The sequence below is a fragment of the Hymenobacter sp. CRA2 genome, from assembly GCF_002007105.1.
Classification (GTDB): domain Bacteria; phylum Bacteroidota; class Bacteroidia; order Cytophagales; family Hymenobacteraceae; genus Solirubrum.
Genome location: NZ_MVBC01000007.1, coordinates 193755 through 216990 on the forward strand (window position 1 = coordinate 193755; position 23236 = coordinate 216990).

Consider the following 23236-nt stretch of genomic DNA (forward strand, 5'->3'; position numbering starts at 1 on the left):
CCGGCCCGATCCGGGCGCAAAGGTACGAAGCCCGGGGGCGGAAAACACGGTTATGCAGTAACCGTCTGTCATCCTTCGCTCTGCGCACGCCAGATGAAGGATAACTGCCCCCGAATTATTTCAGCATTGCCGCGTAGTAAGCCGGCACCTCGCGGAGCAGGCTGTACGCGTCGCGCAGCTCGTAGTAATCGGCGTGAGTGGTGTACACCCGGAAGCCGCGCTGCTGCAGCAGGTAGCGGCACCGCGGCAGGTGGTAAAACTGCGACACCACCAGCACCGACCGGAACTGGCGCTGCGCGGCCACGGCGACGAAATTGTCGGCTGTAGCCCCGGTGGTAGTGCCCAGGTCATCCACGATAATGGCATCGGCCGGTACGCCCTGCGCCCGCAGGTACTGGCCCATCACGAAGCCTTCGTAGTGGCCTTCGCGGCCCAGGCCCCCGCTCACCATAATCTTCGGGGCCAGGTGGGCCTGATAGAGCTGCAGGGCCTTGTCGAGCCGGCCGCGCAAGCGCTCCGAAAGCGTGCCGTCGGGGTTGACGGTGTTGCCCGGCACCAGCAGGCAGTCGGCTGCGTGCGCCGTATCGTGCAGGCCTTCTACTACCGTCCAGCCGCAGTGCACCGTTAGCCAGAAAATCAGCACGCTCCAGAGCCCGGTCCACAGCTTTTTCATGCGGGTAGATGCAGCAACGCGCTACCGCGGCAGCCTGGTAAGAGCCGCTGCGGTAGCGCGTAATCAATGCCTAAAGAGAAGGAGCTTAGTAGTTTTCCGCCGTATACTCGGGGCCTTCGTAGCGGTTGGGGTCGTTGAACTCGGGGCGCGGACGGTCCAGCTCGGCCACTTCTTCGGGCGAGAGCAGCTCCTGCCGTACGTAGTCGATGGCGTCCTGCAAGGCGTCGGCAAACTTCAGGAAGTCCTCCTTGTAAAGGAAAATCTTGTGTTTCTCGTAGGAGAAGGTGTCGTCGTCGCGCAGGCGGCGCTTGCTTTCGGTGATGGTCAGGTAGTAATCCTGCCCGCGCGTGGCTTTCACGTCGAAGAAATACGTGCGTTTGCCGGCTTTAATGCGCTGGGAATAAATCTCGTCCTGTTCGTAGCGGTCTTCCACGGGGTCCAGCTAAAAGATGAAGAAAGGGAGGGAGGTTGAAAGATTTTGGGATTGTTGCAAAAATCCCCGGCTAAAACTAGCCTATTGCCGGCGGATATAAAAATCTGCCGGCAACAAATTGAGTATCGCCAAGTTGGATGCCATGGGCTGCGGGCGAGTAGGGGCCTGCCCTGAGTTTATAGGCCCGTGCGGGCACTGCGGGCGCAACCTGCATGTTACCTTCGCAGTCCTTCCGCACTGGTTTCTTTCCGCCGCCTATGCCTCCTCAGCCGCTCGATCTGGCCGCCGTCCGCTCCTTCGAAAACCTGGAATTTCTGGCCCGGCAGCTCGTCGACGGCTTCATCACCGGCCTGCACCAGTCGCCTTATCATGGCTTCTCGGTAGAGTTTTCGGAGCACCGCCTCTACAACCCCGGCGAAAGCACCCGCCACCTCGACTGGAAAGTGCTGGCCCGCACCGATAAGCTCTTCGTGAAGCGCTACGAGGAGGAAACCAACCTGCGCTGCCACGTGCTGCTCGATGTGAGCCCCAGCATGTACTACCCGCGCCCCAGCCACGACAAGCTGCACTTTGCGGTGCTCTGCACGGCGGCCCTGGCCACGCTGCTGCAGAAGCAGCGCGACGCCATCGGGTTGGTGACCTTCGCCGACAAAATCGAGCTGCAGACGCCGGTGCGCTCCACCAGCACCCACCGCCACACCTTGCTCTTGCAACTGCAGCAGCTCATGGAGCGCCCCGCGCCCACGCAGCGCGGCGGCACCGACGTGGCGGGCGTCATCCACCAGATTGCCCAGCAGATTCCCAAACGCTCCCTGGTGGTCATCTTCTCTGACATGCTGGGCCGCAGCCAGCAGGATCAGACCGACACCCTGGCGGCCCTGCAGCACCTGAAGCACCAGCACCACGAGGTGCTGCTCTTCCACGTGATGGACCGCGCCACCGAGGCCGAGTTCGACTTTGCTGAGCGCCCTTACGTGTTCGAGGACGTGGAAACGGGGCAGCGCGTGAAGCTCAGCCCCGCCCAGGTGCGCGAGCAGTACCGCGCCGCCATGCAGCAGTACACCCAGGAGCTGGCCCTGCGCTGTGGGCAGTACAAGATTGATTTCGTGCCCGTCGACATCCAGGAGCCGTTCGACAAAGTCCTGCACGCTTACCTGGTGAAGCGCGGTAAAGTCCGCTAACTACCCCAATTTTCTTCCCCTGATGGAGCACATAGCTTTATTCATTGCCTGCTTTGTGCTGACGGTACTGAGCGCGTTGGTTACCACGTACATTGCCCAGGGCAAGCCGTTCTGGCGCTGGTTTATCATCGGCATGGTGCTGCCCTACGTGAGCATCTTCATTGCCATGATCATGGTGTACCGCGAGCATAAAGCCGAGGAGAAACAGCAAAAGGGCTAGATGTGGTACTGCCGGGTGTGCGGGCTAGAGTATGATTACTCACCTTGGGGAGGGGATGAGCGCACTCCTGACCACAGCATCTGTGAGTGCTGCGGGATAGAATTTGGGTACGAGGATCATACGATATCTTCTACCAGAAACTACCGGCAGCAGTGGCTTAGCGCGGGGAGCAAATGGTTTGACCCAAAGCGCCGCCCCAATAATTGGGACGTCAGCTCTCAGTTAGGGCAAGTGCCCATTAGCTACCGTTAAGACTCCGGCGTGTTATCCAAAGACTGCCAGAGGTACTTGCAAGCCAGAGAGCGGTAGGGGCGCCAGGGCTCGGCCAGCTCCGTCATGCGCTTGAGTAACGCCCGCCCGGTTTCCGTCAGGCCGTAATGCCGGCGCATGGCGTTCTGAATGCCCAGGTCGCCTTCGGCAAACACGTCGGGCTGGTCGAGGGCAAACATCTGCAGCATCTGGGCCGTCCAGCGGCCTACGCCCTTAATCTGCGTCAGGTGTTGGGTGAAGGCGTCCTCGTGGAGCTGCGAAAGGTGCGCGTGGTCCAGCTGGCCGGCCAGGTTGAACTCGGCAATGGCCCGCAGGTAGCCGGCTTTCTGCTTCGATATGCCGGCGCCGCGCAGGTCCTCGTCCGAGAGCTGCACCAGCACATTGGGTTCGGGGTAGCCATCGGGCTTGAAGAGGCCTTCCAGCTTGCGCCAGATGGCCGCGGCGGCCTTGGTCGAAATCTGCTGGCTGACTACGGCTTTGAGCAGGGCCAGGTACAGGTCTTCGTGGGAGGAAGCGCGCACGGGCCGGCCCCGGGCAATGATGTCGGCCAGCACCGGGTCGGCGTGGCTGAGGTGACGGCGGGCTTCGTCGTGGTCGTAGGTATAGTCGGCGGGTGGGGTCATGGCACAAACTTATTTGACGCCGTTGATTTGCAGCTGCAGCCGTGGAAAACGTTGGTGTAGGGCGTCAAAATCCACGCCTGCCAGCTGCGAAGACCAGCTGAGCTGCAGGTGCGTCAGGCCGGGCGGCAAATGGTCGATGGGCAGGTGGCGGACGTAGGTATCGGCGAAGCTCAGGCGCCGCAGCGTCGTCAGTTCCCGGAAGGAGCTGGGCAGGGTGCGCAGCGGGAATACGCAGTTTTCGATGCGCAGAAGCTCCAGCCGCTGCAGGCGGCCGAAGTCGGTGGGTAGCTCCGTGATGTCGGTGCCTCGAATCATGAGGTAGCACAGCTGGGTGAGGTTCGGCAGCCAGGGCGGGACTTCGCTCAGGGCCAGATTGAGCATCAGCAGTTCCCGCAATTCCGTCAGGTTCCCCATGGTATCGGGCAGCGCAAACGACGGCTGGCCCGTAAGCGGCGGCCCACTCCAGCCTTGCAGGTCCAGATAGCGCAGGCGGGTCAGGCGGGCAAAATCAGCCGCGTGCGGCGCCAGGTCATCCGTAAGGGCCAGCGCCAGCTTCCGCACGCGGCCGGCATATTTGAGGGCTTGTGGAAGCGAAGTCCATTGTTTGGGGCCAAACCAGTGGCGAAACGGCAGCCACCTCTGGTAGTGAAAATAAGGGTCCTGAAAGCTCATGCGGTTTGGCGGACTACGCTGCTTTAACGCGTGCTCCTCACTTTTCCATGCTCTGCAGCACCCGCTGAATCAGCCCGTCCATGGCCTTATCGTCCATCCAGCGCGTGACGATAACCAGGTCGTGCTCCGCATCAACGTAGATGATATTGGCACCGGCGCCGAGGTGGGCAAAGGCCGAGGCCGGGGCGCTCGGGTAAAGCTTCTTGTCGGTGTTCAGGAAGTAGTTCATGAAGCCGTAGGTGGGCTGCACCGGCGTGGGCGTGCGGGCCCGTTGCAGCCAGTCTGCGCTGATGAGCTGCCGGCCGTTCCAGCGCCCGCCGCGCAGCGTCAGCAGCCCGAAGCGGGCCTGATCCAGCGCCGAGATGAACAAGCCGCCGCCCCAGTGCGAACCGCCGCTCACCGACTGCACCGGCACACCGTCCAGGACCACCCAGGAGTTTTCGTAGCCGGTCCAGCGCCAGGTGGGGGAGGCGCCGATGGGGTCCATGATACGTTCCTTGAGCACCTGCGGCAGCGGACGGCGCCACAGGTTCAGCGCGGCCAGGGCCAGTACATTTACACGCGTGTCGTTGTACTTGTACACCGTGCCGGGCGCGTGGCGCGGGCGCGTCTGCCACTCCGCGGCCGGGCCCTGCGGGCGGTCGGCCCAGTCGGGCTTGCCCCAGAGCGTGCCTTCCCAATCGGAGGTCTGGCGCAGCAGATGGTCCCAGCTGATTTTGCGGTTGTGCTCGGTGTTGAATAGTTCGATGAGGTCCTGCTGACCCAGCTCGTCGGCTTTGTTGGCGACCGTATTCCAGGGCTGAAACGGAATGATAGGCGCCATGTACGGCCCCACTTTATCGTCGAGGCTTTTGATCAGGCCATCCTGATAAGCCAGGCCCACCACCGTCGACAGGAAGCTTTTGGCCACGCTGAAGGTGAGGTCCACGCGCTGCGGCTCGCCCCACTGCGCCACCAGGTAGCCCTTTCGGATGATAAGTCCGGTCTGCGGACCGCGCTCCTTCATCGGCCCCACGGGGTAGCCGAACGGCTCCCGGCCGAAGGCGCTTTCGTAGTGAGCGGCCCGCAGGTCGCGCGGGGCCTTGCTCTCGTTGGCCTGCGCGTATTGCACGGCTTCCTGCAGCCGCGCCGGGTTCAGGCCTACCGCTTCGGGCTGACGCGTTTCCCAGCTGCCGGGCGGCGGAAAATAGGCGGTGCCCTTCTTAGGTCCGATGCTTTTCTTTTGGGCCTGAGCGGCTGGTAGTTGGAGCAGGCACAGCAGCGCCAGCAGAAGCAAAATAGTAGGGGAGGAGGCACGGCGACGCATGCCGGCAAACCTACTACAGAACGGGGCGAAAAGCACAAGCCCGGCGCCGGCTCAGGCTTCTTCCAGCAGCATGTGCACCTGGTGCAGGCCGGGCCCAAACTTATCCGGCTCCACGCTCAGGGTCCGAAAGCCCAGCCCGGCGTAAAAGTCCTCCGTAAGCTGAGAGGTCTTGACTTCGATGCCCCGGTCCGGGTAAGCGCGTCGGCATTCCCGGATGCGGTGCCGCGTGAATTCCTTGCCGATGCCCCGGCGGTGCAGGCTGCGCTCCACCATGCCCCAGGTGAGCACCGCGTGCGGGTTGTTTAGGGCGTAGCCGCCGGCCGCCACCGGCCCGGACCAGCCGTCTTGCTCGGCCACGAAGTAGGGCAGGCCTTCCACTTCCACTTGCTGGCGCAGAAAGTGGCGTAGCTCTTCCTCCTCTTCCGGCACGAAATAGGGCTCCAGGTTGCTGCGAAACAGCTGCAGCACGGCGTCTTCGTCGGTGGGCGCGTAGGCCCGGATGCGCAGCGACATAGGACAAGGCTTTTCGGGGCTTACCCTTTGGGCAGGCTGAAAGTTGCCGTCCAGGCGCATTGTGTGCTGTAAAGGTTCTACTCCAGATCAAGTGCTGGGCCCCAACTCAGGCCATCCGCTTTAGCCCGGTCTGCGGCCGCGAAAATGACCGCGCCGCCCCGCCTGGCTGGTTGCAGCGAGGTAGGGCGGCGCGGGTGGGGCGCTGAGAAGCAGCGTATAGTGACGCCGCTACTACTGCGGCACCGTTTGCAGGGCGGCCAGCACCTTGTCGATGGCTGCGTCGTCTACGTCTAGGTGAGTCACGAAGCGGACCATCTGCGGACCAAACGCCGACGCTTTGATGCCGTTGTCGGCCAGATGCGCCAGGAATTGATCCTCGGTCAGGCCTTCGCGGAGCCGGAAAATGACCAGGTTGGTCTGGGCCGGCAGCACGTACTCCACATACGGGGCAGCTTCGAGGGCTTCGGCCAGCTGCCGGGCGCGGCAGTGGTCATCGGCCAGGCGCTCCACGTGGTTGTCGAGGGCGTAGAGGCCCGCCGCGGCTAGGTAGCCGGCCTGGCGCCAGCCGCCGCCCATCACCTTGCGGATGCGCTTGCACTTCTGGATAAACTCGCGGCTGCCCACCAGCACCGAGCCCACCGGTGTGCCCAGGCCCTTGCTCAGGCAAATGGAAATGGAATCGAACAGGCGGCCGTACTCCTGGCTTTGCTGGCCGGTGGCCACCAAGGCATTGTAGATGCGGGCCCCGTCGAGGTGCAGGGGAATGCGCTGGCGCTTGGCCAGCTCGGCAATATCCTCCAGCGCCGCCCACTCGTAGCAGCTGCCGCCGCCGCGGTTGTGGGTGTTTTCCAGGCTGATGAGGCTGGTATTGGGGTAGTGCACGTTTTCGGAGCGGATGGCCGAGGCCACCTGCCCCGCCGTGAGCCGGCCCCGGTCGCCGGCCAGCAGGGCCACCGAGGCGCCCGAGTGAAAGGCAATACCGCCCACCTCCCAGAGGTAGATGTGGGAAGTCTGCTCGCACACCACTTCCGACATCGGCTGGGTGTGGCCCTTAATGGCAATCTGGTTGGTCATCGTGCCGGAGGGGCAAAACAGGCCCGCTTCCAGCCCGAAGCGTCGGGCTGCTTCGTGCTCCAGGTCGCGCACGGTGGGGTCTTCTTCGTATACGTCGTCGCCCACCGGGGCGCGGAACATGGCGTCGAGCATGGCCGCGGTGGGCCGGGTCACGGTATCGGAACGGAGGTCAATCATGGATAAGCCGGAAAAGAGCAACAAAGAGCCAGTCGCGCCTGCAAGGCTGCACTGGTAAGCACAAAAATAGGTGCTCGGGGGAGCTATAGCCGCACGTTTGTGCAACTCTCCTGGCCGGTATAGCCCAACCTGGCAAACTTTTGCTTACCTTTGCCCCCTCATTCTGCAGAATAGACTCAAACCGACCGCGTCATGACTACTACTCGTCTCAAGCGTAAGCACCGCAAAAACATCGCCCGCGCCAACAACAAGGTGCAGGAAATAAAGGACCTGCTCCGCACCCCCGTTCTGAAGAACGTGGACATCGAGGAGCTGAAAGCCAGCTTCAAGAAGAACGAGGCTGCTGCCTAGTTTTTCGCCGCGGCTTTCTGCGGAAAGCTGACGCGGCACTCCGGCCGGTCGGCTGGTAATACTAAAAACGCCTGGTCGTGGCCACGACCAGGCGTTTTTTATTTGTCTTTCTTGAGTTTTCGGCTGTCATCCTGAGTAGAGCGAAGAATCTTCTCACGCGTGAGCGATAGTCGTATCAACGGCTCATTCTGTCGTGGTAAGGTCCTTCGCATTCCGCTCAGGATGACAAGCGCAGCGAGGTGCCCGGGGCCCGGGCCACTAGGCTACACCCGCGGCCCCAGTTCCACGGCCTGCAGGTCCTGCACGCGGCCATCTTCTACCCGAAATTTGAGCAGGGTGCGCACTTTGTGGAAACCGTGGCGGCCGGCCGCGCCGGGGTTCAGGTGCAGCAGACCGAGCTGACGGTCGGGCATCACCCGCAAAATGTGGGAGTGGCCGCAGATAAACAAACCCGGCCGTTCGCGCTGCAGTAGCGGCCGGGCCGCAGGGGCGTAGCGGCCGGGGTAGCCGCCGATATGCGTGATGAGCACTTTCAGGCCGTTGGCGTCGAATACGAGCGTTTCGGGGCAGCGCGTGCGTACGCTTCGGTCGTCGATGTTGCCGAACACGGCCCGCAGCGGAGCAATGGTCTGCAGCTCGTCGAGCACTTTTTCGTCGCCCACGTCGCCGGCGTGCCAGATTTCGTCGCAGCCCGTCAGGTGGTGCCGGATTCGGTCGTCGAAGTAGCTGTGGGTGTCGGAAAGCAGGCCGATGAGCATGGCAAAAGCGGGAAAAAAGGGCCGGCAAGGTACGTCCCCGGCGCAGATGCCGCGCCGGGGTTGGGCTAATTTCCGGCGACGTGTTACCTTTCTCGCCGGTAGCCGTATGTCGCCTGACTGGCCGCCACACCTGGCCCGTCTGGCTCAGGCAGCAGAGCGGGGTATTATTTCGTATTCCGAAATTAATGCTGTGTTTTGCAGCTTTGCCGGACGTTCAATTGCTCCTTTCCCCTTCTGACTTGCCGCGATGAACGTTTTCATCAACGACATCCCGATTATCATTAAGAAGACCTCCGAGAAGGTCTACAAACACCGTTACGACCTCATTCTGGGGGCCGAAGACGAATTCATCTCTAAGGACCTGATAGGGGACGTGCTGGTGCGCGATGCCACGCCTTCGTTCATCGACCGCATGCTGCGCCTGATGGAAGTGAAGAAGCTCAAGAAGCTGACCTCACTCACGCTGATGGCCAAAAAGAAAAAGTCCCTCATCCTGCACCTCAAAGACCAATTCCGCATTGCCAAGGCTGCGGGCGGCCTGGTAGTGAAAGACGGCATGATCCTGATGATCTACCGCCTGGGGAAGTGGGATTTGCCGAAGGGCAAGCTGAAGAAGGACGAAGACCCCATGGAAGGCGCCCTGCGTGAAGTGGAGGAGGAAACCAACGTCAAGCTCGCCCTGGGCGACAAGCTCCCGAGCACCTGGCACTCCTACGCCTACAACGGCAACAAAATCCTGAAGAAGACCAACTGGTACATCATGCAGTGCCTCGACGACTCGCTGATGAAGCCCCAGGCCGAGGAGTACATCGAGGAAGTGCGCTGGATGCAGCCCCAGGAGGCCCTCAAGGCCTTGGAGGAGTCCTACGCCTCCATTGCCCTGGTGGTACGCCACTACCTCAGCGAAGTGGCCGGCAAAGCCAACGAGCCCGTCAGTAAATAACCCACCATGCGGGCGGGGCAGGTGCCGCAGCTGTCCCGCCGCATCTTACCTGTATGCCCGTTCATCGTGCCTGCTTACTGCTGCTGACCGTGCTGCTGTGTGGCGGCGCGGCGTGTACCCGCAGCCCCGGCGTAATGGAGCGCGATGCGCCCCCGCTGCGCCCCTCGCGTGCCCACCAGCTGAATATCGCGGCTTTGGTGGGCCGCAATATCGATCAGCTGCGGCGCGAACTGGGGCCGGCCAAGGAAAGCCACAGCTCGGCCGCTGAGCCAGGGGCGGAACAGCTGCGCACGGTGCAGGCCAAGGACTGGGTGAATACCTTCGAGAAAAGCGGCCTGACCATCGTCGTCACCTTCGATGCCCGTACGCGGGAAGTGCGTGACCTGATGCTGCCCGGCAGCAACGAAGACGAGCTGGTGCGGCGCGCCGGCCTGGACCTGGTGGCCGATAAATACCTAGTGCTACCCGTTACTGACCCCGCCGCGCCCTCCCGGGTGCTGGGCGTGCGCGTGGTAGCCCGCTGAACCCCTTCAACGCAACTAAAATCCCGGGGCCGAATCACTCGATTCAGCCCCGGGATTTTGCTTGTTGGTCGGATGAGGACTTAGGCCGGCGTTGCCGGGGGCATCTGAAACGGCACGAAGTCGTCGACATTGCCGCCGAAGCGGTGAATCTCGCGGATGATGGTGCTGCTGATGGCTGCCAGGGCCGGGGACGTAATCAGGAATACCGTTTCCAGCTCGGGGTTGACGTGGCGGTTGGCCTGCGCAATGGTGTTTTCGTACTCGAAATCGGTGGTGTTGCGCAAACCGCGCAGCAGGTAGCGGGCTCCCGTTTCACGGGCAAAATCCGCCGTGAGTCCTTTGTACGCCTGCACCGATACCCGCGGCTCGTCCTTGAACACTTCCTCAATGGTGGCCACCATCTGCTCCACCGGTAAGTAGCGCTGCTTCGAGCTGTTGTTGCCGATGGCAATGATGATGTGGTCAAACAGGTCTGTGCCGCGGCGTACCACGTCGAGGTGGCCGTTGGTGAACGGGTCAAACGAGCCGGGGAATAAGGCGATGCGCATGAGTGGTGAACTGGTGAGTTTGATGTTTGGGAGGCGTGAAACCGCGCCTACAGCGCAGACACTCACCATTTCACGACCTCGCCAGTTCACCTATTCGCAGAGGTGCAGGCTGTACAACTCGAAGTAGCGGTACTCAAAGACGTCGTTGAGGCGGTAGCTATAGCCCAGGTCGTAGGGGCGGTTGCCGAAGCGCACGTGGCGGATGTACTTGCGCAGGATGCTGAACAGCTCCGAGTCGTGCATCAGGTCGCCATACACCACCACCGGGTCCTCGTCGGGGTTGAGGCTCAGCTCCTGCATCACCAGGATGACGTAGTAGATAAAGTCCTCGGCCGTGCTGAAGGTGAAGACGTTGCAGAACTCCGGGCGCTTGTCGCGCACCACTACCACGGTCATTTCCGTGGGCGCCACGCTCAGAAACAGGCGGGGCGGGGCCTGCCGCTCGCTCTGGTGCACCACTCCTGCCATGAAGGCGCTGGTTTGGTGCAGGAGTTTTTGCTGGGGGTAAATGCGCTCAAACCACTCGGTCAAGGCCTTTTCAGCGGCGAAAATGCTGACTACTTCCTGCCCGGGGTGGCGGTAGTGGCGCACCACCTCGTGCTGCGGATCCACGGTGTGGTGCAGGCGCAGGTAGGCAGCCTCGTCGCCGTCGCGGAAGAGGGGGGCGGGCAGCAGCGTGAAGTGCCGGTGCTGCACGGCCAGCCGCACGCGGTTCCAGCCGGGCTGGCCCAGCAAGTCGTGCTGGGCGGCCAGGGCCTGCACCTGCCCGGCCAGCGAGGTAGCGGGCTGCGGGGCGTAGTCTTCCAGCACCACAAATTTGTTGCGGCGCACGTCGGCTACGCCCACCCGCAGGCCGGTGTGGCCGGCGGTCAGGTAGAGGTTGTAGCCCGCCAGGTTGTCCGGATCGAGGGTTTCGTCGCGGAGGCGGTGCAAGGCCGCGGGCGGATCGGCAATGAAATCGGCGGGAGCAACGAGCGGGGACACGGGCGGGCGTTCAGGAGCGAATGAAGAGCCTAAAGGTACGCAGGCCAGCGTTGTGGGCCGTCATCAGCGCAGGCGCAGTTGCGGAATGTAGGCGTCGTCGGTGCTGATCAGGTCGCGCAGAATGGGGTGCACCTGCTGCGGGGGCAGGCGTACCAGTTCGCGCGGCGTGCGCCAGGCCAGCTCGGTGAGCAGCTGCCGGTCGGGGGCGTGCTCGGGGTCGTGGCCCAGGCGCGGCAGTTCGGCGGCATCGGTGGCCAGCACTTCGAAGAACAGCTCAATGGCCTGCAGCCGGTCGCCGTGATACTCGTGCAGATGCAGGAAGCGCCCGACGCGCACCGTCAGGCCGGTTTCTTCACAGAATTCGCGGGCCACGCCTTCGCGCAGCGTTTCGCCGAAGTGCCAGCCGCCGCCGGGCGGCGACCAGAACGGCTGCGCCTCGGGCAGCAGGCCGCGGTGGGCCGTGAGCAGAAAAGCACCTTGGTGGACCAGCAGCCCGCAGACGCGCACGCGGGCGCGGTCGACGTAGGCTTCGAGCAAAGAATCGTCAGGCAATGGTGTGGCAGGGATTAGGGCAAAAGGGAGCGGTCAGGGGTGCAAGTGTACGAGCCTAGGGCTGATCGGTCGAGCCGGAGCCCGACAAAATTTGCGCATTTTGTTGGCGGCGTTGGGCCCGCCAGCGCCGGAAGCGGCTTATCACCAAGATGATAAAGCCAACGGCCAGCCCTGCCATTAGCAACGGCAGCAGCAGGCCCAGCACCGCCCCGACCACGGCCAGCACGTTTTCCAGGGTGGCAAACAGCGGGTTGCCCAGGCCCCCGGTGGCCGCCGTGGAGCCGGCCCGCAGCAGCGCCGTCCCCGACTGGATGACGCCGGCTGCCCCGCCGCCGACGAGCACCCCGAGGCCCCAGCGCAACATCGGGTTCAGCTCGGGCAGCGCCGCCGTCATCAGCACCGTGCCAGCCACGAACGACGCGGGCGTGGTGAGCGTGTCGAGGAAGTTATCGACCACGGGAAAGTAGTAGCCGAGCATTTCGGCGACAGTGGCGGTGGCCAGCACGCCCACCGCCAGCCAGGTGCCCAGCCAGGCAAAGCCGGCCGAGGGCGCGAGGTACCCCGTGCGGTAGGCTATGCTGGCGGCCAGCAGCGGCACAAACACGCGAAAGCCGCAGCACGCGGCCAGGGCCAGGCCTAGGGCGCCGGAAAGGAGGTAGTCGGAGGGATTCATGACAAGACTGCTGAGTGAACCGCGCTCAAAATATACGGTGAGGCAGGGCTTGGCTCAGCGGCGGTGCAGCGGGTACCTTTGCCGCAATGTCTTCTTTGTCCGTTTCCGAATCCAACGCCGAACTGGAGGCCCGCATCCGCCGCAAGCTGCAGCGCCAGCAGTTCATGCACCTCATCGGTGCCGACCTCACCACCATCGAGCCCGGCCGCGTGCAGGCCGAGCTGAAACTGGAACTGCAGCACCAGCAGCAACGTGGCTTCGCCCACGGCGGCCTGGTGGCTACCCTGGCCGATCTGGTAGCTGGTTTTGCCGGCGTCACCCTGATTCCCGATGAATACGGCCTCGTCACGGCTGATTTGCGTGTGAGCTACCTGCACCCCGGCCTTGGCGACAAGCTGGTGGCCACTGGTTGGGTGCTGAAAGCCGGCCGACGCCTGCACTTCTGCGAGGCGGAGGTACGGGCCTTTGGCGGCAAGAACCCAGCCGAAGGACTGGTTATTGCCAAAGCCTCGGCCACCATGGCCGTGGTCGAGCCGCTTGTGGCCCAGGCTGCGGGCTAGCGGCTTCCCAGGCCCGAAAATGAGCGGGGAGGACGGCCCACTGGCCGTCCTCCCCGCGTGTTTGGCGCATCGGCCTTAGCCGCTATTTCCGCGTTTCCAGCTGGAGCGTAGCGGGTTTCAGCCCTTTGCCGCTCACTTGCAGCTGCACGGCGCCGGTCTTGTCCGAGGCCTGCACAGTAGCCACCAGCATCCCGCCAAAGGCGTGCATCCGCGGCTGATGAAACGGCTCCAGGTTCGTCGGGTCGCCGTTGGCCACGGCGCGGAAGCGGCCCGCGCCCTGCACCTTGAACTGCAATTCGTGGGTGGCACTGGGGCAGAGGTTGCCCTGCGCGTCCTCCACGCGCACGGTCACGTAGGCCAGGTCCTGCCCATCGGCCGCGAGGGTGGGGCGGTCGGCCACCAGCCGCAGGTGGTGGGGCTGGCCGGCGGTGCGTACTTCCTGCTCGGCCACGGCCTTGCCCTGCGCGTCGTAGGCCACCACTTTCAGGGCGCCGGGCTGGTATTTCACGTCGTTCCACATCAGGCGGTAGCGCGTCTGGGGCTGATCGGAGGCGCCTTTGGTCTGGCGGCCCTGGCTCACGCCGTTCACAAACAGCTCGGCCGAAGGATAATTCGTGTAGCAGAATACCGGCGTGGACTGGCCCTCACGGCCGGGCCAGGTCCAGTGCGGCAGCAGGTGCAGCGTGGGCTGGCTGGGGTTCCAGCGCGAGCGGTAGAGGTAAAACCGGTCCTTCGGAATGCCGGCCAGGTCGATGATGCCGAAGTAGGAGCTGTGCGAGGGCCAGTAGCCCTCGTAGGGCCACGGCTCCCCGAGGTAGTCGAAGCCCGTCCACACGAACTCGCCCAGGGTGTAGGGCAGATCGTCCTGCGCGGCAAATTCCTCGTCCGGCGTCTGCGACCAGTTGCTGGCCTCCACATCGTACGACGACGACTGATTATCGGGGTAGCGCTTGTCCTTGGCTTTTTCCACCGGAAACTTGTACACCCCGCGGCTGCTCACGGTGGAGGCGGTTTCGGAGCCCAGAATCATGCCCTGCGGCAGCTTCTGCTGGGCTTCGGGGTAGCGGTGGGGCTTGTAGTTGAAGCCCGGCACGTCGAGCACGGCCGCGAAACCGTTGTTCACCACGGCGTCGAACTGGTCCATGCCGGCCGACACCGGGCGGGTAGGGTCCTCGCGGTGCACCACGTCCTGCAGCCGCCGGGCCAGCTTGTTGCCGCCCGGCGCCCACTGGTCGGGCACCTCGTTGCCGATGCTCCACATGATGACTGAGGGGTGGTTCCGGTCGCGGTGTACCATGCTCACCAGGTCCTTTTCGGCCCATTCATCGAAGAGGCGGCTGTAGCCGTTCTTCACCTTGGGCGTCTTCCACTCGTCAAACGACTCGACGATGAGCATAAAGCCCATTTCGTCGCAGAGCTGCACCAGCTCCGGGGCGGGCATGTTGTGGGTGGTCCGGATGGCGTCGCAGCCCAGGTCCTTGAGCAAGGTGAGCTGCCGGCGCAGGGCGGCCACGTTCACGGCCGCGCCCAGCGGGCCCAGGTCGTGGTGGTTGCACACGCCCCGGAACTTGCGCGGCTGCCCGTTCAGCACGAAGCCCCGGCCCGCCTCGAAGCTGAACGAGCGGATGCCGAAGCTGGTGCGGTACTCGTCCTTGAGCACGTCGCCGGCGTACAGCTTCGAGGTAGCCGCGTAGAGCGTGGGCGTCTCGGGCGACCAGAGCCGCGGCCGGGGCACCACCAGGTTCTGCTCGAATTCCTGCCCATCGGTGGCCGTGAGCTGGGTGCTGGTCCGGGCCACTACGGTGCCCTGCGCGTCGCGCAGCTCGGTTTCCAGGCGCAGCGGCTGGAAGGCATTGCCGGGCGTCTGCACCTTCGTGCGCAGCTTCACCCGGGCGTACTCGGCCGTGATGGTGGGCGTGGTCAGGTAGGTGCCCCACACCGGGATGTGCACGTCGCTGGTCACGATGAGGTGTACGTTGCGGTAGAGCCCGGCGCCGGGGTACCAGCGCGAGGCTTCGGGCAGATTCTGCAGCCGCACGGCCAGCACGTTGTCGGCGCCGGGCTTCACCGCGTCGGTGATGTCGACGGCGAAGGAGTTGTAGCCGTAGGGCCAGGCGCCTACCTCTTTGCCGTTCACGAAAACGTGCGCGTCGCTCATGGCCCCATCAAAGAGCAGCACCGCCCGCTGCCCGGCCCCGAAGCCTGGCACCGGCAACCTGCGCCGGTACCAGCCCGTGCCGACGAAGAGCAGCCCGCCGGTGCGCCCGGGCTTGGTGGTAGCCTCCTTCTCGTTGTTCTGCTCGATTTTGACGGTCTGGAGGTCATTTTGCGGGCTGAACGGGCCGTAGATGGCCCAGTCGTGGGGCACCTGCACCGTCTGCCATTTCGCGTCCTTGAAATCAGGTCGGGCCGCGTCGGGCACGTCGCCTTTCGTGAATTTCCAGTCGGTGGTCAGCAGGTATTCCTGGCGCGTCTGCTGGGCCTGGGCCGCCCAGGCGGGCACCAGCAGCAGGCCGGCCACGGCGCCGCGCAGGGCGTTGCGGGTGATGAAGTCGGTCATGGGAAGAAAAAAACGTAGGAAATCCTACTGGCGAAATAACCGCAAGGCGCTAGGCATGTTCCAAGCTCTTTGGACAAAGCTAGGAAGCTGCGGAGAAGCTGTTGCGGTTTAGTGGTTACTTGCAGGTCTATTTCACAGAAGCTATAATCAATGCATCCTTTAGTGGCATCGGAGTGGAAATATTACCTAGCTTGGGTACGACTGCGGCAGCATGATGCCTATTTGCTTTGGATGGAACGCGCCGAAAGCGAGGCTTTGTGGCCTGATGCCACCGGGCGCGTACCGAGCTTCGATAACCTGGAGCAGCTGATTAAGCTAACCGAGGCCATCGGCGTACGGCTGGAGCCGCAACCGCCCGAGCTGACGAACTTTGACCTAGTGCTGACGTGGCTGGCCAACCCGGCCAAACAAGTGCCGGTCAAAGCCTGTCTGGATGCCTGGAATCTGTTCGATGACCTAGCTAGCGGCGCTGGCGCCGCCTTCATTGGCCGCCGCCGTGGTCCGGTCCGAAACCGGGTCTATGACAAGCTGTATGACGGCTCTGGTCTTTGGCAAATCTCACCCACCGAAGCGCGGCAAGCGCGGCAAGCGCGGCATTGGCGCCAGGAAGAACGCCGCACCCTGCACCGGGTGTTGCGGCAAGGGTTCCGGCTCTGGCAGAAATATGTTTACCCGGTATCGAATGCCGCTGCCTAATTTGCTGTTCTAAGAGCTGAGTTCAGCCTCCCGAATGATTACAACGAGAATACCCTCCGTTCGCAACTACTTCCCCTACGAACCCACGGCCGACCAGGCCGACTTGTTCGGGCAGCTCGACGGCTTTTTGAAAGACCAGCTTCCCGGCCGCAAGGTATTTCTGCTGCGCGGCTACGCCGGCACTGGCAAAACCACCGTGGTCAGTGCCCTGGTGAAATGGCTCGACAAAATGGGCCGCAAGTATGTGCTGATGGCCCCCACCGGCCGCGCCGCCAAGGTGATGAGCCAGTACGCGGGTGTGCCGGCCAGCACCATTCACAAGCGCATTTACCGCAAGTCGGGCGGCTCCGACAGCATGGCTTTCACCCGCCAGCCCAACCGCAACGGCGAAACGCTCTTCATCGTCGACGAGGCCTCGATGATTTCCAACGAGAAGTCGTTCGGGGAAAGCGCCCTGCTGGACGATTTGCTCGGCTACGTGTTCGAAAAAACCACCAACCGCCTGCTGCTCATCGGCGACACAGCCCAGCTGCCGCCAGTAGGGCAGGCCCTGAGCCCAGCCCTGGACGCGGGCGTGCTTGCCTCCTCGTACCGCTGCCGGGTGGAAGACGCCGAGCTGCGCCAGGTGATGCGCCAGGCCGAGTCGTCGGGCATTCTGATGAACGCCACCGTGCTGCGCGAGGAGCTGCGCCACGCCCAGGAGGCCACGCCTGGCACCCCCGACGCCGCGCCGCGCATCAACTTCGTCACCAAGGGCTACCCCGACCTCTACAAGATGGGCGGCGACAAGCTCGAGGATGGCCTGCGCTGGGCCTACCGCCATTTCGGCCACGAAAACACCACCATCATCTGCCGCTCCAACAAGAACGCCAACCAGTACAACCAACTGATCCGGCGCACTCTGTTCGACGCGGAGGAGGAAATCGAGGCGGGCGACTACCTCATGGTGGTGCGCAACAACTACACCTGGCTGCCGGCCGAGTCGGAAGCGGGCTTCCTGGCCAACGGCGACTTCGTGGAAGTCACCAAAATCGTGCGCCGCATCGAGGAGTTCGGCTGCCGCTTCGCCGATGCCCGCCTGCGCCTCGTGGATTACCCCGACGAGCCCGAGCTGGAGGCCCGCCTGCTGCTCGATACCCTGCACACCGAAAGCCCGGCCTTCCCCGCCGACCGCAACAAGGCCCTTTACGAGGCCGTGAAGGCCGATTACGCCCACCTCACTACCAAGAAGGAGCAGGCCGCCGCCCTACGCGCCGACCCGTACCTGAACGCCTTGCAGGTGAAGTTCGCCTACGCCCTGACCTGCCACAAGGCCCAGGGCGGCCAGTGGCCGGCGGTGTTCGTCGACCACGGCTTTCTGAAGGAGGACATGATCAACGCCGAGTTTACCCGCTGGCTGTACACGGCCGTCACGCGGGCTTCCGACAAGCTGTTCCTGCTGAATTTCAACGCCAAGCTGGTCGACGGCGAGCCGGGCTAGCTAGCCCGGCTCGGCCGACTGCCGGGCATCAGCTACCGCTCCGGTAGTGTGCCCTTTTGCCGCGAAATCCTTACGTTTATCCCTGGCCGCGGAATGATTTGGCCCGCAGCTATTGTTTGACGGTCAGATTGATAACCAGCTACTAATGCCTGTGCGTTTTCTAGCAAGCGCGGTACTGATGATACTGCTGAGCCTAGCGGTACAAGCCCAGACGGCGCCTACTTTGCCCAGCCGTCCGCACCGCATGGGCGTACCTGCCGCCCCCTCGCGCACCGCTCAGCCCTCGGCGTGGCGCAATGCGCCGGGTGCCGCTACGGCCGCACCAGCCCCGCCGCCGATGTCGCGGCAAGACCGGCAGGCTTACGAAAACTGCCCCGATCCGCAGCGCTACGCCCGCAAGCACCGGCCCGGCCGGTTGGTGCGCATCTGGTAGGCGCACTTCACCTCGCCTTCACGTACTTGGCCTGATTCTTGGCTGGCCGCGCGAAACCCCTAAATTTGTTCACCACCTCCTCTTCACAGTTTACCCGCACCATGAAAAAAGCACTCGTACTGGCGCTGTCGCTCACGCTGGCCGGCTTTGCTGCCCAGGCCCAAACCGCGGCTGTACAGCCCGCCAACGCCAAAGAAAAGGTGAACGGCCCGGCCATCACCTTCGCCGAAATGAAGTATGACTTCGGCAAAATCAAGCAGGGCGACGTAGTGGAGCACGTGTTCAAGTTCAAGAACACCGGCACCGCGCCGCTGGTCATCTCCAACATCGGTACGAGCTGCGGCTGCACCACGCCGGACTGGACCAAGGACCCCATTGCCCCCGGCAAATCGGGCACCATCACGGCTAAGTTCAACTCGGCCGGCAAAATCGGCATGCAGAACAAGGTGCTGACCATCGAGTCGAACGCCGCCGCGGGCAACGCCATGGTGTCGCTGATCGGCGAAGTGCTGGACCCGGCCGCTGCTCCCACCGCCGAAGCCACTAAAGAGGCTGATGCCAAGGTGAAAGCCAAAGATGGCGACACCAAACTGAAGGCCAAAGGCAAGAAGTCGTAATTCGACGGCGACCCTTGAAGCACAACGGCCCGGCTAGCACTGCTAGCCGGGCCGTTGCGTTAAGTGCGGATTGGGCTTTACGCCAGCTTCAGCGCAGCTACGGCCAGCAGCACCCAGCCGGCAATAAGCAGTACCCCGCCGATGGGCGTGATGGCGCCGAGTTTGGTAATGCCCGTCAGGCACAGCAGGTACAGCGAGCCGCTGAAGATGACGATGCCGCCCACGAACAGCCAAGCCACGGTGCCCAGGTTCGTCAGCTCGGGGCGCACCAGGCGCAAGATGCCCACGGCCAGCAGGGCCAGCGTGTGGTAAAACTGGTAGCGCACGGCCGTTTCGAAGGTGTCGAGGCGCTGGGTGGCCTCGAGGTGCGCCTTGAAGGCATGGGCGCCAAAGGCCCCGAGGGCCACGCCGAGGGCGCCGAGCACGGCGGCCAGCAGCAGGATGAGGCGAGGAGTCATGTGCGGTGGATGAGGTAGATGGTGAACGAGTGAAGCAGCTCAGCGGCCTAGTAGCACAAGCCGCTGCGGATTAGAAAAGCTGGGGCTACTGGGCCGCCGGATAAGTCCGGTTGCCGAAGATGGCGCTGCCCACCCGGATGAGCGTGCTGCCTTCCTCGATGGCCAGGCGGTAGTCACCGCTCATGCCCATGGATATTTCGCGGAAGACATCGTCAGTGGGGAAGTACGCCGCCTTGATCTGCTGGAAATAACCGCGCAGGGTGCCGAATTCGCGCCGCAGCTGAGCTTCGTCCTCGGTGTTGGTGGCAATGCCCATGACGCCGGCCAGGCGCACGTGCTGAAGCGCGCGCACGGTTTCGCTTTGCAGCAGCTCCTCGGCCTCGGCCCAGGAGAGGCCAAACTTGGTTTCTTCGGCCGCAATGTGAAACTGCAGCAGGCCCTGAATCACGCGTCCGGCCTTGGCCGCCTGCCGCTCGATTTCCTGCAGCAGCTTCAGGCTGTCGATGCTCTGAATGGTGTGCACGAAGGGCGCAATGTACTTGACCTTGTTGGTCTGCAGGTGGCCGATGAGGTGCCACTCGATGTCGGCGGGCAGCTCGGGTTGCTTAGCCGTGAGCTCCTGCACGCGGTTTTCGCCGAACAGGCGCTGGCCCGCGTCGTAAGCCTGGCGGATCAGCTCGACGGGATGGGTTTTGGACACGGCCACCAGCCGAGCGCCGGTGCCGCTCAGCTCCTGCTGAAAATGGCGAATCACGGATTCTACGGATTGTTCGGATTTCACGGATGTTGTAGACGATTGAGGCGGAAAGAGAAAGCCGCAATGGCCGCTCCTGGAAGTACTTTCTTTAACAGAACGGGGCTGCGCAGCTGCAGACTTACGGCTTCCGGAACGACTAACAGCTATTCACGAAATCCGGTTAATCCGTCAAACCAGCCCCAATCCGTGATTTAGTCTTCCATGGCGTTGGTGAGGAAAGTGTTTTTCAGCGCCAGCCACAGCAGCCACAGCCCGAGGCACCAGTACAGGTAATACCGGTAATAGTCGTGGGTGTTGCGGTAGCGGGTGAGCTTGATTTCGGATTGCTCCAGGCCATTGATACGGGTGAAGATGCGCTGTAGGGCCGTGTTGTCGGTAGCACGGAAGAACTGGCCTTCGCCCACGCTGGCAATCTGGCGCATGGTCGTCTCGTCGAGGCGCGTCTCCACGTAGCGCGGGCGGCCCAACTCGTCTTTGCCGTAGGGCACGCGCCCGTCCTTGCCCAGCCCGATGGTGTAAATGCGCAGCCCAAAGGTGTGGGCCAGCTGGGCGGCCGTGAGCGGATCGAGGGCACCGGCGGTGTTTTCGCCATCCGACAGCAAAATGCAGACGCGGGCGTGGCCCGGCGCGGCGCGCAGGCGGTTGGTGGCCACGCCCAGCGCCGTCCCGATGGCCGTGCCGTCGGTCGGAATCAGGCCCAGGCGCAGGCCCTGCAGCTCTTCCTGCAGCAGCTCGTAATCGGTGGTGAGCGGCAGCACGGAGTACGCGTCGCCGGCAAAGGCAACCAGGCCGATTCGGTCACCGCGGCGGCCCTGCACGAAGGCCTGCGCCACGCGCTTGGCGGCTTCGAGGCGGTTGGGGCGCAGGTCCTGCAGTTCCATGGAAGCCGACACGTCCACCACCAGCACAATATCAATGCCGCGGCCGGATTGCTCCACCCGCTCGTCGGGGCGCTGGGGGCGGGCCAGGGCCAGCACGCCGGCCATCAGGCTCAGCCCGAGTACGATATCGGGGATGAAGCGCAGCAGGGCGCTCCAATGGCCGCGCGCCTGTCCCCGCACGAAAGCCACGCCCAGCTGCTGGCGGCGGTGCTGGGCCAGCCCTTCGCGCAGCAGGAACAGTAGCACCACGGCCGGCAGCAGCAGCAGTGCGCGCGGGTGCGCCCAGGTGTAGCTGGTGAGCGTGCTGTAGCGCAGCCCATCGAACAACGGCGCCAGAAAGTGCTGCCAGAATTGATCCATGCGAGCCGAAAGGTACGCACGAAACCGCGCCGGAAACAGCCCCGCGCAGGGCAATTAAGCCATCGGGCGGCGCTGCCGGGCGGCCCGTACCAGGGCGAAGCGGCGGTCGGCGAAGTGGCGCAACGAGTCGAGGGCGTGGTCGGTTTGCTCCGCGGCTTCGTCGGGCTGCTGGTTGCCGTAAATGATGCGGTCGGAGAGGCGCAGGGCAGTGGCTACGTCGGCGTCGCCCTGGTAGAGCGCCACGATTTCGCGGGTCGTCAGGGTATTCAGCGAGTTGCCCTCCAGGCGCGCCAGGTAGTTCTTCCAGAGCGTAATGGCGCGCTCCATGTTGGCCAGGGAGCGGCTGAGCTGGAACCGCTCCAGGTGGCGCGTGTACTGGGCCAGAAAGTACACGTGGTTGCGGGCCATGCGGTAGAGCCGGTAGCGGCGGCGCAGGTTGCGCCCAAACGTCCACCACACCACGCCCGCCGTCACCAGCACGGCGGCCAGCGCCGCCGCGAGGTAGGGGTAGTTGAACCGCTCGGGCATGGGCAGCAGCGCGGTATTCTGGCGCAGCGGGGGCAGCTCATCCGTAGGCGGCAGCACCGGGGCGGTGCGCACCAGCCGCACGCCAGTGGGTTGGGCATAGAGCAGCACGGTGTCGCGGCCGCGCAGCAGCGTCACGGGCAGGCGCAGCGTCTGCACCGAGTCCAGCGAAAACGTGCGCAGCGTGTAGCGGCAACGATCGAGGCTGAGCCCCTGGCGCGTCTGGGTGGGCCAGTAGCGGCGCCGCACGTACTCAAAGGGCTTGAACTCGGCCGTAGAATCGGGGAAAATGACGTTCAGCGACGGTGAATGGCGAAACGTCAACTCGTAGTCGATGAGGGCACCCACCTGCGTGGTGGAGCGTACAAAGCGGGCCACCGGCACCGAGTCGGGGGCGGCCGTGGTGGTGCCCTGCGAGCGGCCGGCTTGCGCAGCCGCGGGCAGGAGCAGGCCGAGCAGCAGGCCGGCCGCTATGTAGCCACGCCGCCTCACGAGGCGCTGCCCGGTGGTTGGGCTCCGCGCTGGTTGCGCAGGCGGAACAGGTTCACGAGCTGGGGCACGTAATCTACGTTGGTGGTGATGCTCAAAAACGAGGTGCGGTGCCGCCGGCAGATCTGCCCGATTTGCTCCCGGTTCTGCTCGGTGGTGGCCCGGTAGCGCGCCCGCCAGGCTTTCGACGACGTATTGACCCACACCGTGCGCCCGGTTTCCTGGTCGCGCAGCGGCACGATGCCCAGCGGCGGAAATTCCTGTTCGCGCGGATCGAGCAGCTGCACCACGATGAGGTCGTGCTTGCGGGCCAGCATGGTCAGCTCCCGCTCGTAGTCCGCGTCGATGAAGTCGGAGAGCAGCAGCACCAGGCTGCGGCGCTTGAGCAGGCTCAGGGCCTGCCGGATGCCGGCGGCCACGTCGGTGCCCGCGTGCTCGGGCTGCAGGTCAAACAACGACTTGATAAGCGCATACGTGTGGCGCAGGCCCTTGCCCGGCGGCCGGTACAGCTCCTTCTGGTCGGAAAAGGCCAGCACGCCCAGCTGCGCGTCCTGCCGGGCCGCCGACAGCGCTAGAATGCCGCAGATTTCGCGGGCCACGTCCAGCTTGCGCCGGCCTTCGGCGCCCACCTGCTGCGAGCGGCTCACGTCGAGCAGCAGCAGCACCGACTGCTCCCGTTCCTCCTTGTAGGTCTTCACGAAGGTGCCGTGGCCCTTGGCCGACACGGCCCAGTCGATGGCCCGCACCTCGTCGCCGTACTGGTACTGACGCACATCGTCGAATTCCAGCCCGGTGCCCTTGAACACGGAGTGGAAGTCGCCCTGCAACTGGGCATCCACCACCTTGCGGATGCGGATTTCGAGCTGGCGCAGGCGGCGCAGAATGGCCTGCAAAGACGTATCGGGGGCGGATGGAGTCATGGCCGGGCGGCTAAAATAACGGTAC

The 23236-nt window shown here is 63.9% G+C and carries 28 protein-coding genes; 10 read left to right on the forward strand and 18 right to left on the reverse strand.

Annotated elements, in window-relative coordinates; translation table 11 throughout:
• Positions 1-115: 115 nt before the first annotated feature.
• Both B0919_RS12955 and B0919_RS12960 read right to left on the reverse strand, forming a co-directional pair.
• Positions 116-673 carry a YdcF family protein gene (locus B0919_RS12955; RefSeq protein WP_078012682.1) on the reverse strand — a complete coding sequence of 186 codons (558 nt, stop codon included), beginning with the start codon at positions 671-673 and terminating at the stop codon, positions 116-118.
• Between the two features lie 85 nt (positions 674-758).
• Positions 759-1106: a DUF3276 family protein gene (locus B0919_RS12960; RefSeq protein WP_078012683.1), complete on the reverse strand. Its 348-nt coding sequence runs from the start codon at positions 1104-1106 to the stop codon at positions 759-761.
• Positions 1107-1363: 257 nt separating this feature from the next.
• Between B0919_RS12960 and B0919_RS12965 the strand changes: the two genes are divergently transcribed.
• Complete coding sequence (locus B0919_RS12965; RefSeq protein WP_078012684.1) at positions 1364-2287, forward strand: DUF58 domain-containing protein; 924 nt, start codon at positions 1364-1366, stop codon at positions 2285-2287.
• Between the two features lie 22 nt (positions 2288-2309).
• Positions 2310-2507 (forward strand): hypothetical protein, encoded by a 198-nt coding sequence (locus B0919_RS12970; protein WP_078012685.1) that lies wholly within the window; start codon positions 2310-2312, stop codon positions 2505-2507.
• Positions 2508-2755: 248 nt separating this feature from the next.
• On the opposite strand, the gene B0919_RS12980 is transcribed toward B0919_RS12970, so the two are convergent.
• From B0919_RS12980 to B0919_RS13000, 5 genes are all read right to left on the reverse strand, one after another.
• On the reverse strand, positions 2756-3400 hold the full coding sequence (locus B0919_RS12980; RefSeq protein WP_078012687.1) for a DNA-3-methyladenine glycosylase family protein: 645 nt from the start codon (positions 3398-3400) through the stop codon (positions 2756-2758).
• 9 nt (positions 3401-3409) lie between these two features.
• On the reverse strand, positions 3410-4072 hold the full coding sequence (locus B0919_RS12985; protein ID WP_078012688.1) for a leucine-rich repeat domain-containing protein: 663 nt from the start codon (positions 4070-4072) through the stop codon (positions 3410-3412).
• Between the two features lie 37 nt (positions 4073-4109).
• A complete protein-coding gene (locus B0919_RS12990) occupies positions 4110-5378 on the reverse strand; it encodes a serine hydrolase domain-containing protein (protein WP_078012689.1) in 1269 nt (422 codons plus the stop codon).
• A gap of 51 nt (positions 5379-5429) precedes the next feature.
• The gene (locus B0919_RS12995; RefSeq protein ID WP_176133029.1) at positions 5430-5891 is read right to left on the reverse strand and encodes a GNAT family N-acetyltransferase; all 462 of its coding nucleotides are present in this window, start codon (positions 5889-5891) and stop codon (positions 5430-5432) included.
• Between the two features lie 231 nt (positions 5892-6122).
• Positions 6123-7142: a threonine aldolase family protein gene (locus B0919_RS13000; RefSeq protein WP_078012691.1), complete on the reverse strand. Its 1020-nt coding sequence runs from the start codon at positions 7140-7142 to the stop codon at positions 6123-6125.
• A 192-nt stretch (positions 7143-7334) separates the two neighbouring features.
• Here B0919_RS13000 and B0919_RS25260 point away from each other — a divergent pair, with 192 nt between their 5' ends.
• Entirely contained in the window at positions 7335-7493 is a 159-nt protein-coding gene (locus B0919_RS25260; RefSeq protein ID WP_176133030.1) for a hypothetical protein, read from the forward strand.
• Between the two features lie 263 nt (positions 7494-7756).
• Here B0919_RS25260 and B0919_RS13005 read toward each other — a convergent pair whose 3' ends face one another.
• The gene (locus B0919_RS13005; RefSeq protein WP_078012692.1) at positions 7757-8251 is read right to left on the reverse strand and encodes a metallophosphoesterase family protein; all 495 of its coding nucleotides are present in this window, start codon (positions 8249-8251) and stop codon (positions 7757-7759) included.
• A gap of 247 nt (positions 8252-8498) precedes the next feature.
• On the opposite strand from B0919_RS13005, the gene B0919_RS13010 reads away from it, so the two are divergent.
• Positions 8499-9194: an NUDIX hydrolase gene (locus B0919_RS13010; RefSeq protein ID WP_078012693.1), complete on the forward strand. Its 696-nt coding sequence runs from the start codon at positions 8499-8501 to the stop codon at positions 9192-9194.
• Positions 9195-9247: 53 nt separating this feature from the next.
• The gene (locus B0919_RS13015) at positions 9248-9718 is read left to right on the forward strand and encodes a hypothetical protein (RefSeq protein WP_078012694.1); all 471 of its coding nucleotides are present in this window, start codon (positions 9248-9250) and stop codon (positions 9716-9718) included.
• Between the two features lie 80 nt (positions 9719-9798).
• On the opposite strand, the gene coaD is transcribed toward B0919_RS13015, so the two are convergent.
• The 4 genes from coaD to B0919_RS13035 all read right to left on the reverse strand — a co-directional run bounded on the left by coaD (position 9799) and on the right by B0919_RS13035 (position 12475).
• The gene (gene coaD / locus B0919_RS13020; RefSeq protein ID WP_078012695.1) at positions 9799-10266 is read right to left on the reverse strand and encodes a pantetheine-phosphate adenylyltransferase; all 468 of its coding nucleotides are present in this window, start codon (positions 10264-10266) and stop codon (positions 9799-9801) included.
• A 90-nt stretch (positions 10267-10356) separates the two neighbouring features.
• Entirely contained in the window at positions 10357-11250 is an 894-nt protein-coding gene (locus tag B0919_RS13025) for a DUF3822 family protein (RefSeq protein ID WP_176133031.1), read from the reverse strand.
• Between the two features lie 63 nt (positions 11251-11313).
• Positions 11314-11802: an NUDIX domain-containing protein gene (locus B0919_RS13030; RefSeq protein ID WP_176133032.1), complete on the reverse strand. Its 489-nt coding sequence runs from the start codon at positions 11800-11802 to the stop codon at positions 11314-11316.
• A 55-nt stretch (positions 11803-11857) separates the two neighbouring features.
• Positions 11858-12475, reverse strand: coding sequence for a DUF4126 domain-containing protein (locus B0919_RS13035; protein WP_078012698.1), 618 nt, complete (start codon positions 12473-12475; stop codon positions 11858-11860).
• Positions 12476-12561: 86 nt separating this feature from the next.
• Here B0919_RS13035 and B0919_RS13040 point away from each other — a divergent pair, with 86 nt between their 5' ends.
• Positions 12562-13035 carry a PaaI family thioesterase gene (locus B0919_RS13040; protein WP_078012699.1) on the forward strand — a complete coding sequence of 158 codons (474 nt, stop codon included), beginning with the start codon at positions 12562-12564 and terminating at the stop codon, positions 13033-13035.
• Between the two features lie 82 nt (positions 13036-13117).
• On the opposite strand, the gene galB is transcribed toward B0919_RS13040, so the two are convergent.
• Positions 13118-15595, reverse strand: a complete 2478-nt coding sequence (galB, locus tag B0919_RS13045; RefSeq protein ID WP_078012700.1) for a beta-galactosidase GalB — start codon at positions 15593-15595, stop codon at positions 13118-13120.
• Positions 15596-15826: 231 nt separating this feature from the next.
• Here galB and B0919_RS13050 point away from each other — a divergent pair, with 231 nt between their 5' ends.
• The 4 genes from B0919_RS13050 (at position 15827) to B0919_RS13065 (ending at position 18821) form a co-directional block, all read left to right on the forward strand.
• Positions 15827-16291 (forward strand): hypothetical protein, encoded by a 465-nt coding sequence (locus B0919_RS13050; protein WP_078012701.1) that lies wholly within the window; start codon positions 15827-15829, stop codon positions 16289-16291.
• A 34-nt stretch (positions 16292-16325) separates the two neighbouring features.
• Positions 16326-17771 carry an ATP-dependent RecD-like DNA helicase gene (locus B0919_RS13055; RefSeq protein ID WP_078012702.1) on the forward strand — a complete coding sequence of 482 codons (1446 nt, stop codon included), beginning with the start codon at positions 16326-16328 and terminating at the stop codon, positions 17769-17771.
• Positions 17772-18015: 244 nt separating this feature from the next.
• Complete coding sequence (locus B0919_RS13060) at positions 18016-18204, forward strand: hypothetical protein (protein WP_139362100.1); 189 nt, start codon at positions 18016-18018, stop codon at positions 18202-18204.
• A gap of 101 nt (positions 18205-18305) precedes the next feature.
• Positions 18306-18821 (forward strand): DUF1573 domain-containing protein, encoded by a 516-nt coding sequence (locus B0919_RS13065; RefSeq protein ID WP_078012704.1) that lies wholly within the window; start codon positions 18306-18308, stop codon positions 18819-18821.
• 77 nt (positions 18822-18898) lie between these two features.
• Here the strand turns inward: B0919_RS13065 and B0919_RS13070 are convergent, their stop codons facing one another.
• The 5 genes from B0919_RS13070 to B0919_RS13090 form a co-directional block, all read right to left on the reverse strand.
• Positions 18899-19279 carry a DUF423 domain-containing protein gene (locus tag B0919_RS13070; protein WP_078012705.1) on the reverse strand — a complete coding sequence of 127 codons (381 nt, stop codon included), beginning with the start codon at positions 19277-19279 and terminating at the stop codon, positions 18899-18901.
• A gap of 85 nt (positions 19280-19364) precedes the next feature.
• Positions 19365-20060, reverse strand: coding sequence for a YggS family pyridoxal phosphate-dependent enzyme (locus B0919_RS13075; RefSeq protein WP_078012706.1), 696 nt, complete (start codon positions 20058-20060; stop codon positions 19365-19367).
• Between the two features lie 167 nt (positions 20061-20227).
• Positions 20228-21277 (reverse strand): VWA domain-containing protein, encoded by a 1050-nt coding sequence (locus B0919_RS13080; protein ID WP_078012707.1) that lies wholly within the window; start codon positions 21275-21277, stop codon positions 20228-20230.
• A 54-nt stretch (positions 21278-21331) separates the two neighbouring features.
• Complete coding sequence (locus tag B0919_RS13085; RefSeq protein WP_078012708.1) at positions 21332-22294, reverse strand: hypothetical protein; 963 nt, start codon at positions 22292-22294, stop codon at positions 21332-21334.
• The gene (locus tag B0919_RS13090; RefSeq protein ID WP_078012709.1) at positions 22291-23211 is read right to left on the reverse strand and encodes a DUF58 domain-containing protein; all 921 of its coding nucleotides are present in this window, start codon (positions 23209-23211) and stop codon (positions 22291-22293) included. The genes B0919_RS13085 and B0919_RS13090 overlap by 4 nt, the downstream gene beginning before the upstream one ends.
• Positions 23212-23236 lie beyond the last annotated feature (25 nt).

Excerpts from the sequence above, each read along its gene's own strand:
- B0919_RS12955 (WP_078012682.1), bottom strand. The coding sequence starts at position 673 with ATGAAAAAGCTGTGGACCGGGCTCTGGAGCGTGCTGATTTTCTGGCTA.
- B0919_RS12965 (WP_078012684.1), top strand. The coding sequence starts at position 1,364 with ATGCCTCCTCAGCCGCTCGATCTGGCCGCCGTCCGCTCCTTCGAAAAC.
- B0919_RS12970 (WP_078012685.1), top strand. The coding sequence starts at position 2,310 with ATGGAGCACATAGCTTTATTCATTGCCTGCTTTGTGCTGACGGTACTG.
- B0919_RS12980 (WP_078012687.1), bottom strand. The coding sequence starts at position 3,400 with ATGACCCCACCCGCCGACTATACCTACGACCACGACGAAGCCCGCCGT.
- B0919_RS12985 (WP_078012688.1), bottom strand. The coding sequence starts at position 4,072 with ATGAGCTTTCAGGACCCTTATTTTCACTACCAGAGGTGGCTGCCGTTT.
- B0919_RS12990 (WP_078012689.1), bottom strand. The coding sequence starts at position 5,378 with ATGCGTCGCCGTGCCTCCTCCCCTACTATTTTGCTTCTGCTGGCGCTG.
- B0919_RS12995 (WP_176133029.1), bottom strand. The coding sequence starts at position 5,891 with ATGTCGCTGCGCATCCGGGCCTACGCGCCCACCGACGAAGACGCCGTG.
- B0919_RS13000 (WP_078012691.1), bottom strand. The coding sequence starts at position 7,142 with ATGATTGACCTCCGTTCCGATACCGTGACCCGGCCCACCGCGGCCATG.
- B0919_RS25260 (WP_176133030.1), top strand. The coding sequence starts at position 7,335 with ATGACTACTACTCGTCTCAAGCGTAAGCACCGCAAAAACATCGCCCGC.
- B0919_RS13005 (WP_078012692.1), bottom strand. The coding sequence starts at position 8,251 with ATGCTCATCGGCCTGCTTTCCGACACCCACAGCTACTTCGACGACCGA.
- B0919_RS13010 (WP_078012693.1), top strand. The coding sequence starts at position 8,499 with ATGAACGTTTTCATCAACGACATCCCGATTATCATTAAGAAGACCTCC.
- B0919_RS13015 (WP_078012694.1), top strand. The coding sequence starts at position 9,248 with ATGCCCGTTCATCGTGCCTGCTTACTGCTGCTGACCGTGCTGCTGTGT.
- coaD (WP_078012695.1), bottom strand. The coding sequence starts at position 10,266 with ATGCGCATCGCCTTATTCCCCGGCTCGTTTGACCCGTTCACCAACGGC.
- B0919_RS13035 (WP_078012698.1), bottom strand. The coding sequence starts at position 12,475 with ATGAATCCCTCCGACTACCTCCTTTCCGGCGCCCTAGGCCTGGCCCTG.
- B0919_RS13040 (WP_078012699.1), top strand. The coding sequence starts at position 12,562 with ATGTCTTCTTTGTCCGTTTCCGAATCCAACGCCGAACTGGAGGCCCGC.
- galB (WP_078012700.1), bottom strand. The coding sequence starts at position 15,595 with ATGACCGACTTCATCACCCGCAACGCCCTGCGCGGCGCCGTGGCCGGC.
- B0919_RS13050 (WP_078012701.1), top strand. The coding sequence starts at position 15,827 with ATGGAACGCGCCGAAAGCGAGGCTTTGTGGCCTGATGCCACCGGGCGC.
- B0919_RS13055 (WP_078012702.1), top strand. The coding sequence starts at position 16,326 with ATGATTACAACGAGAATACCCTCCGTTCGCAACTACTTCCCCTACGAA.
- B0919_RS13060 (WP_139362100.1), top strand. The coding sequence starts at position 18,016 with ATGGGCGTACCTGCCGCCCCCTCGCGCACCGCTCAGCCCTCGGCGTGG.
- B0919_RS13065 (WP_078012704.1), top strand. The coding sequence starts at position 18,306 with ATGAAAAAAGCACTCGTACTGGCGCTGTCGCTCACGCTGGCCGGCTTT.
- B0919_RS13070 (WP_078012705.1), bottom strand. The coding sequence starts at position 19,279 with ATGACTCCTCGCCTCATCCTGCTGCTGGCCGCCGTGCTCGGCGCCCTC.
- B0919_RS13080 (WP_078012707.1), bottom strand. The coding sequence starts at position 21,277 with ATGGATCAATTCTGGCAGCACTTTCTGGCGCCGTTGTTCGATGGGCTG.
- B0919_RS13090 (WP_078012709.1), bottom strand. The coding sequence starts at position 23,211 with ATGACTCCATCCGCCCCCGATACGTCTTTGCAGGCCATTCTGCGCCGC.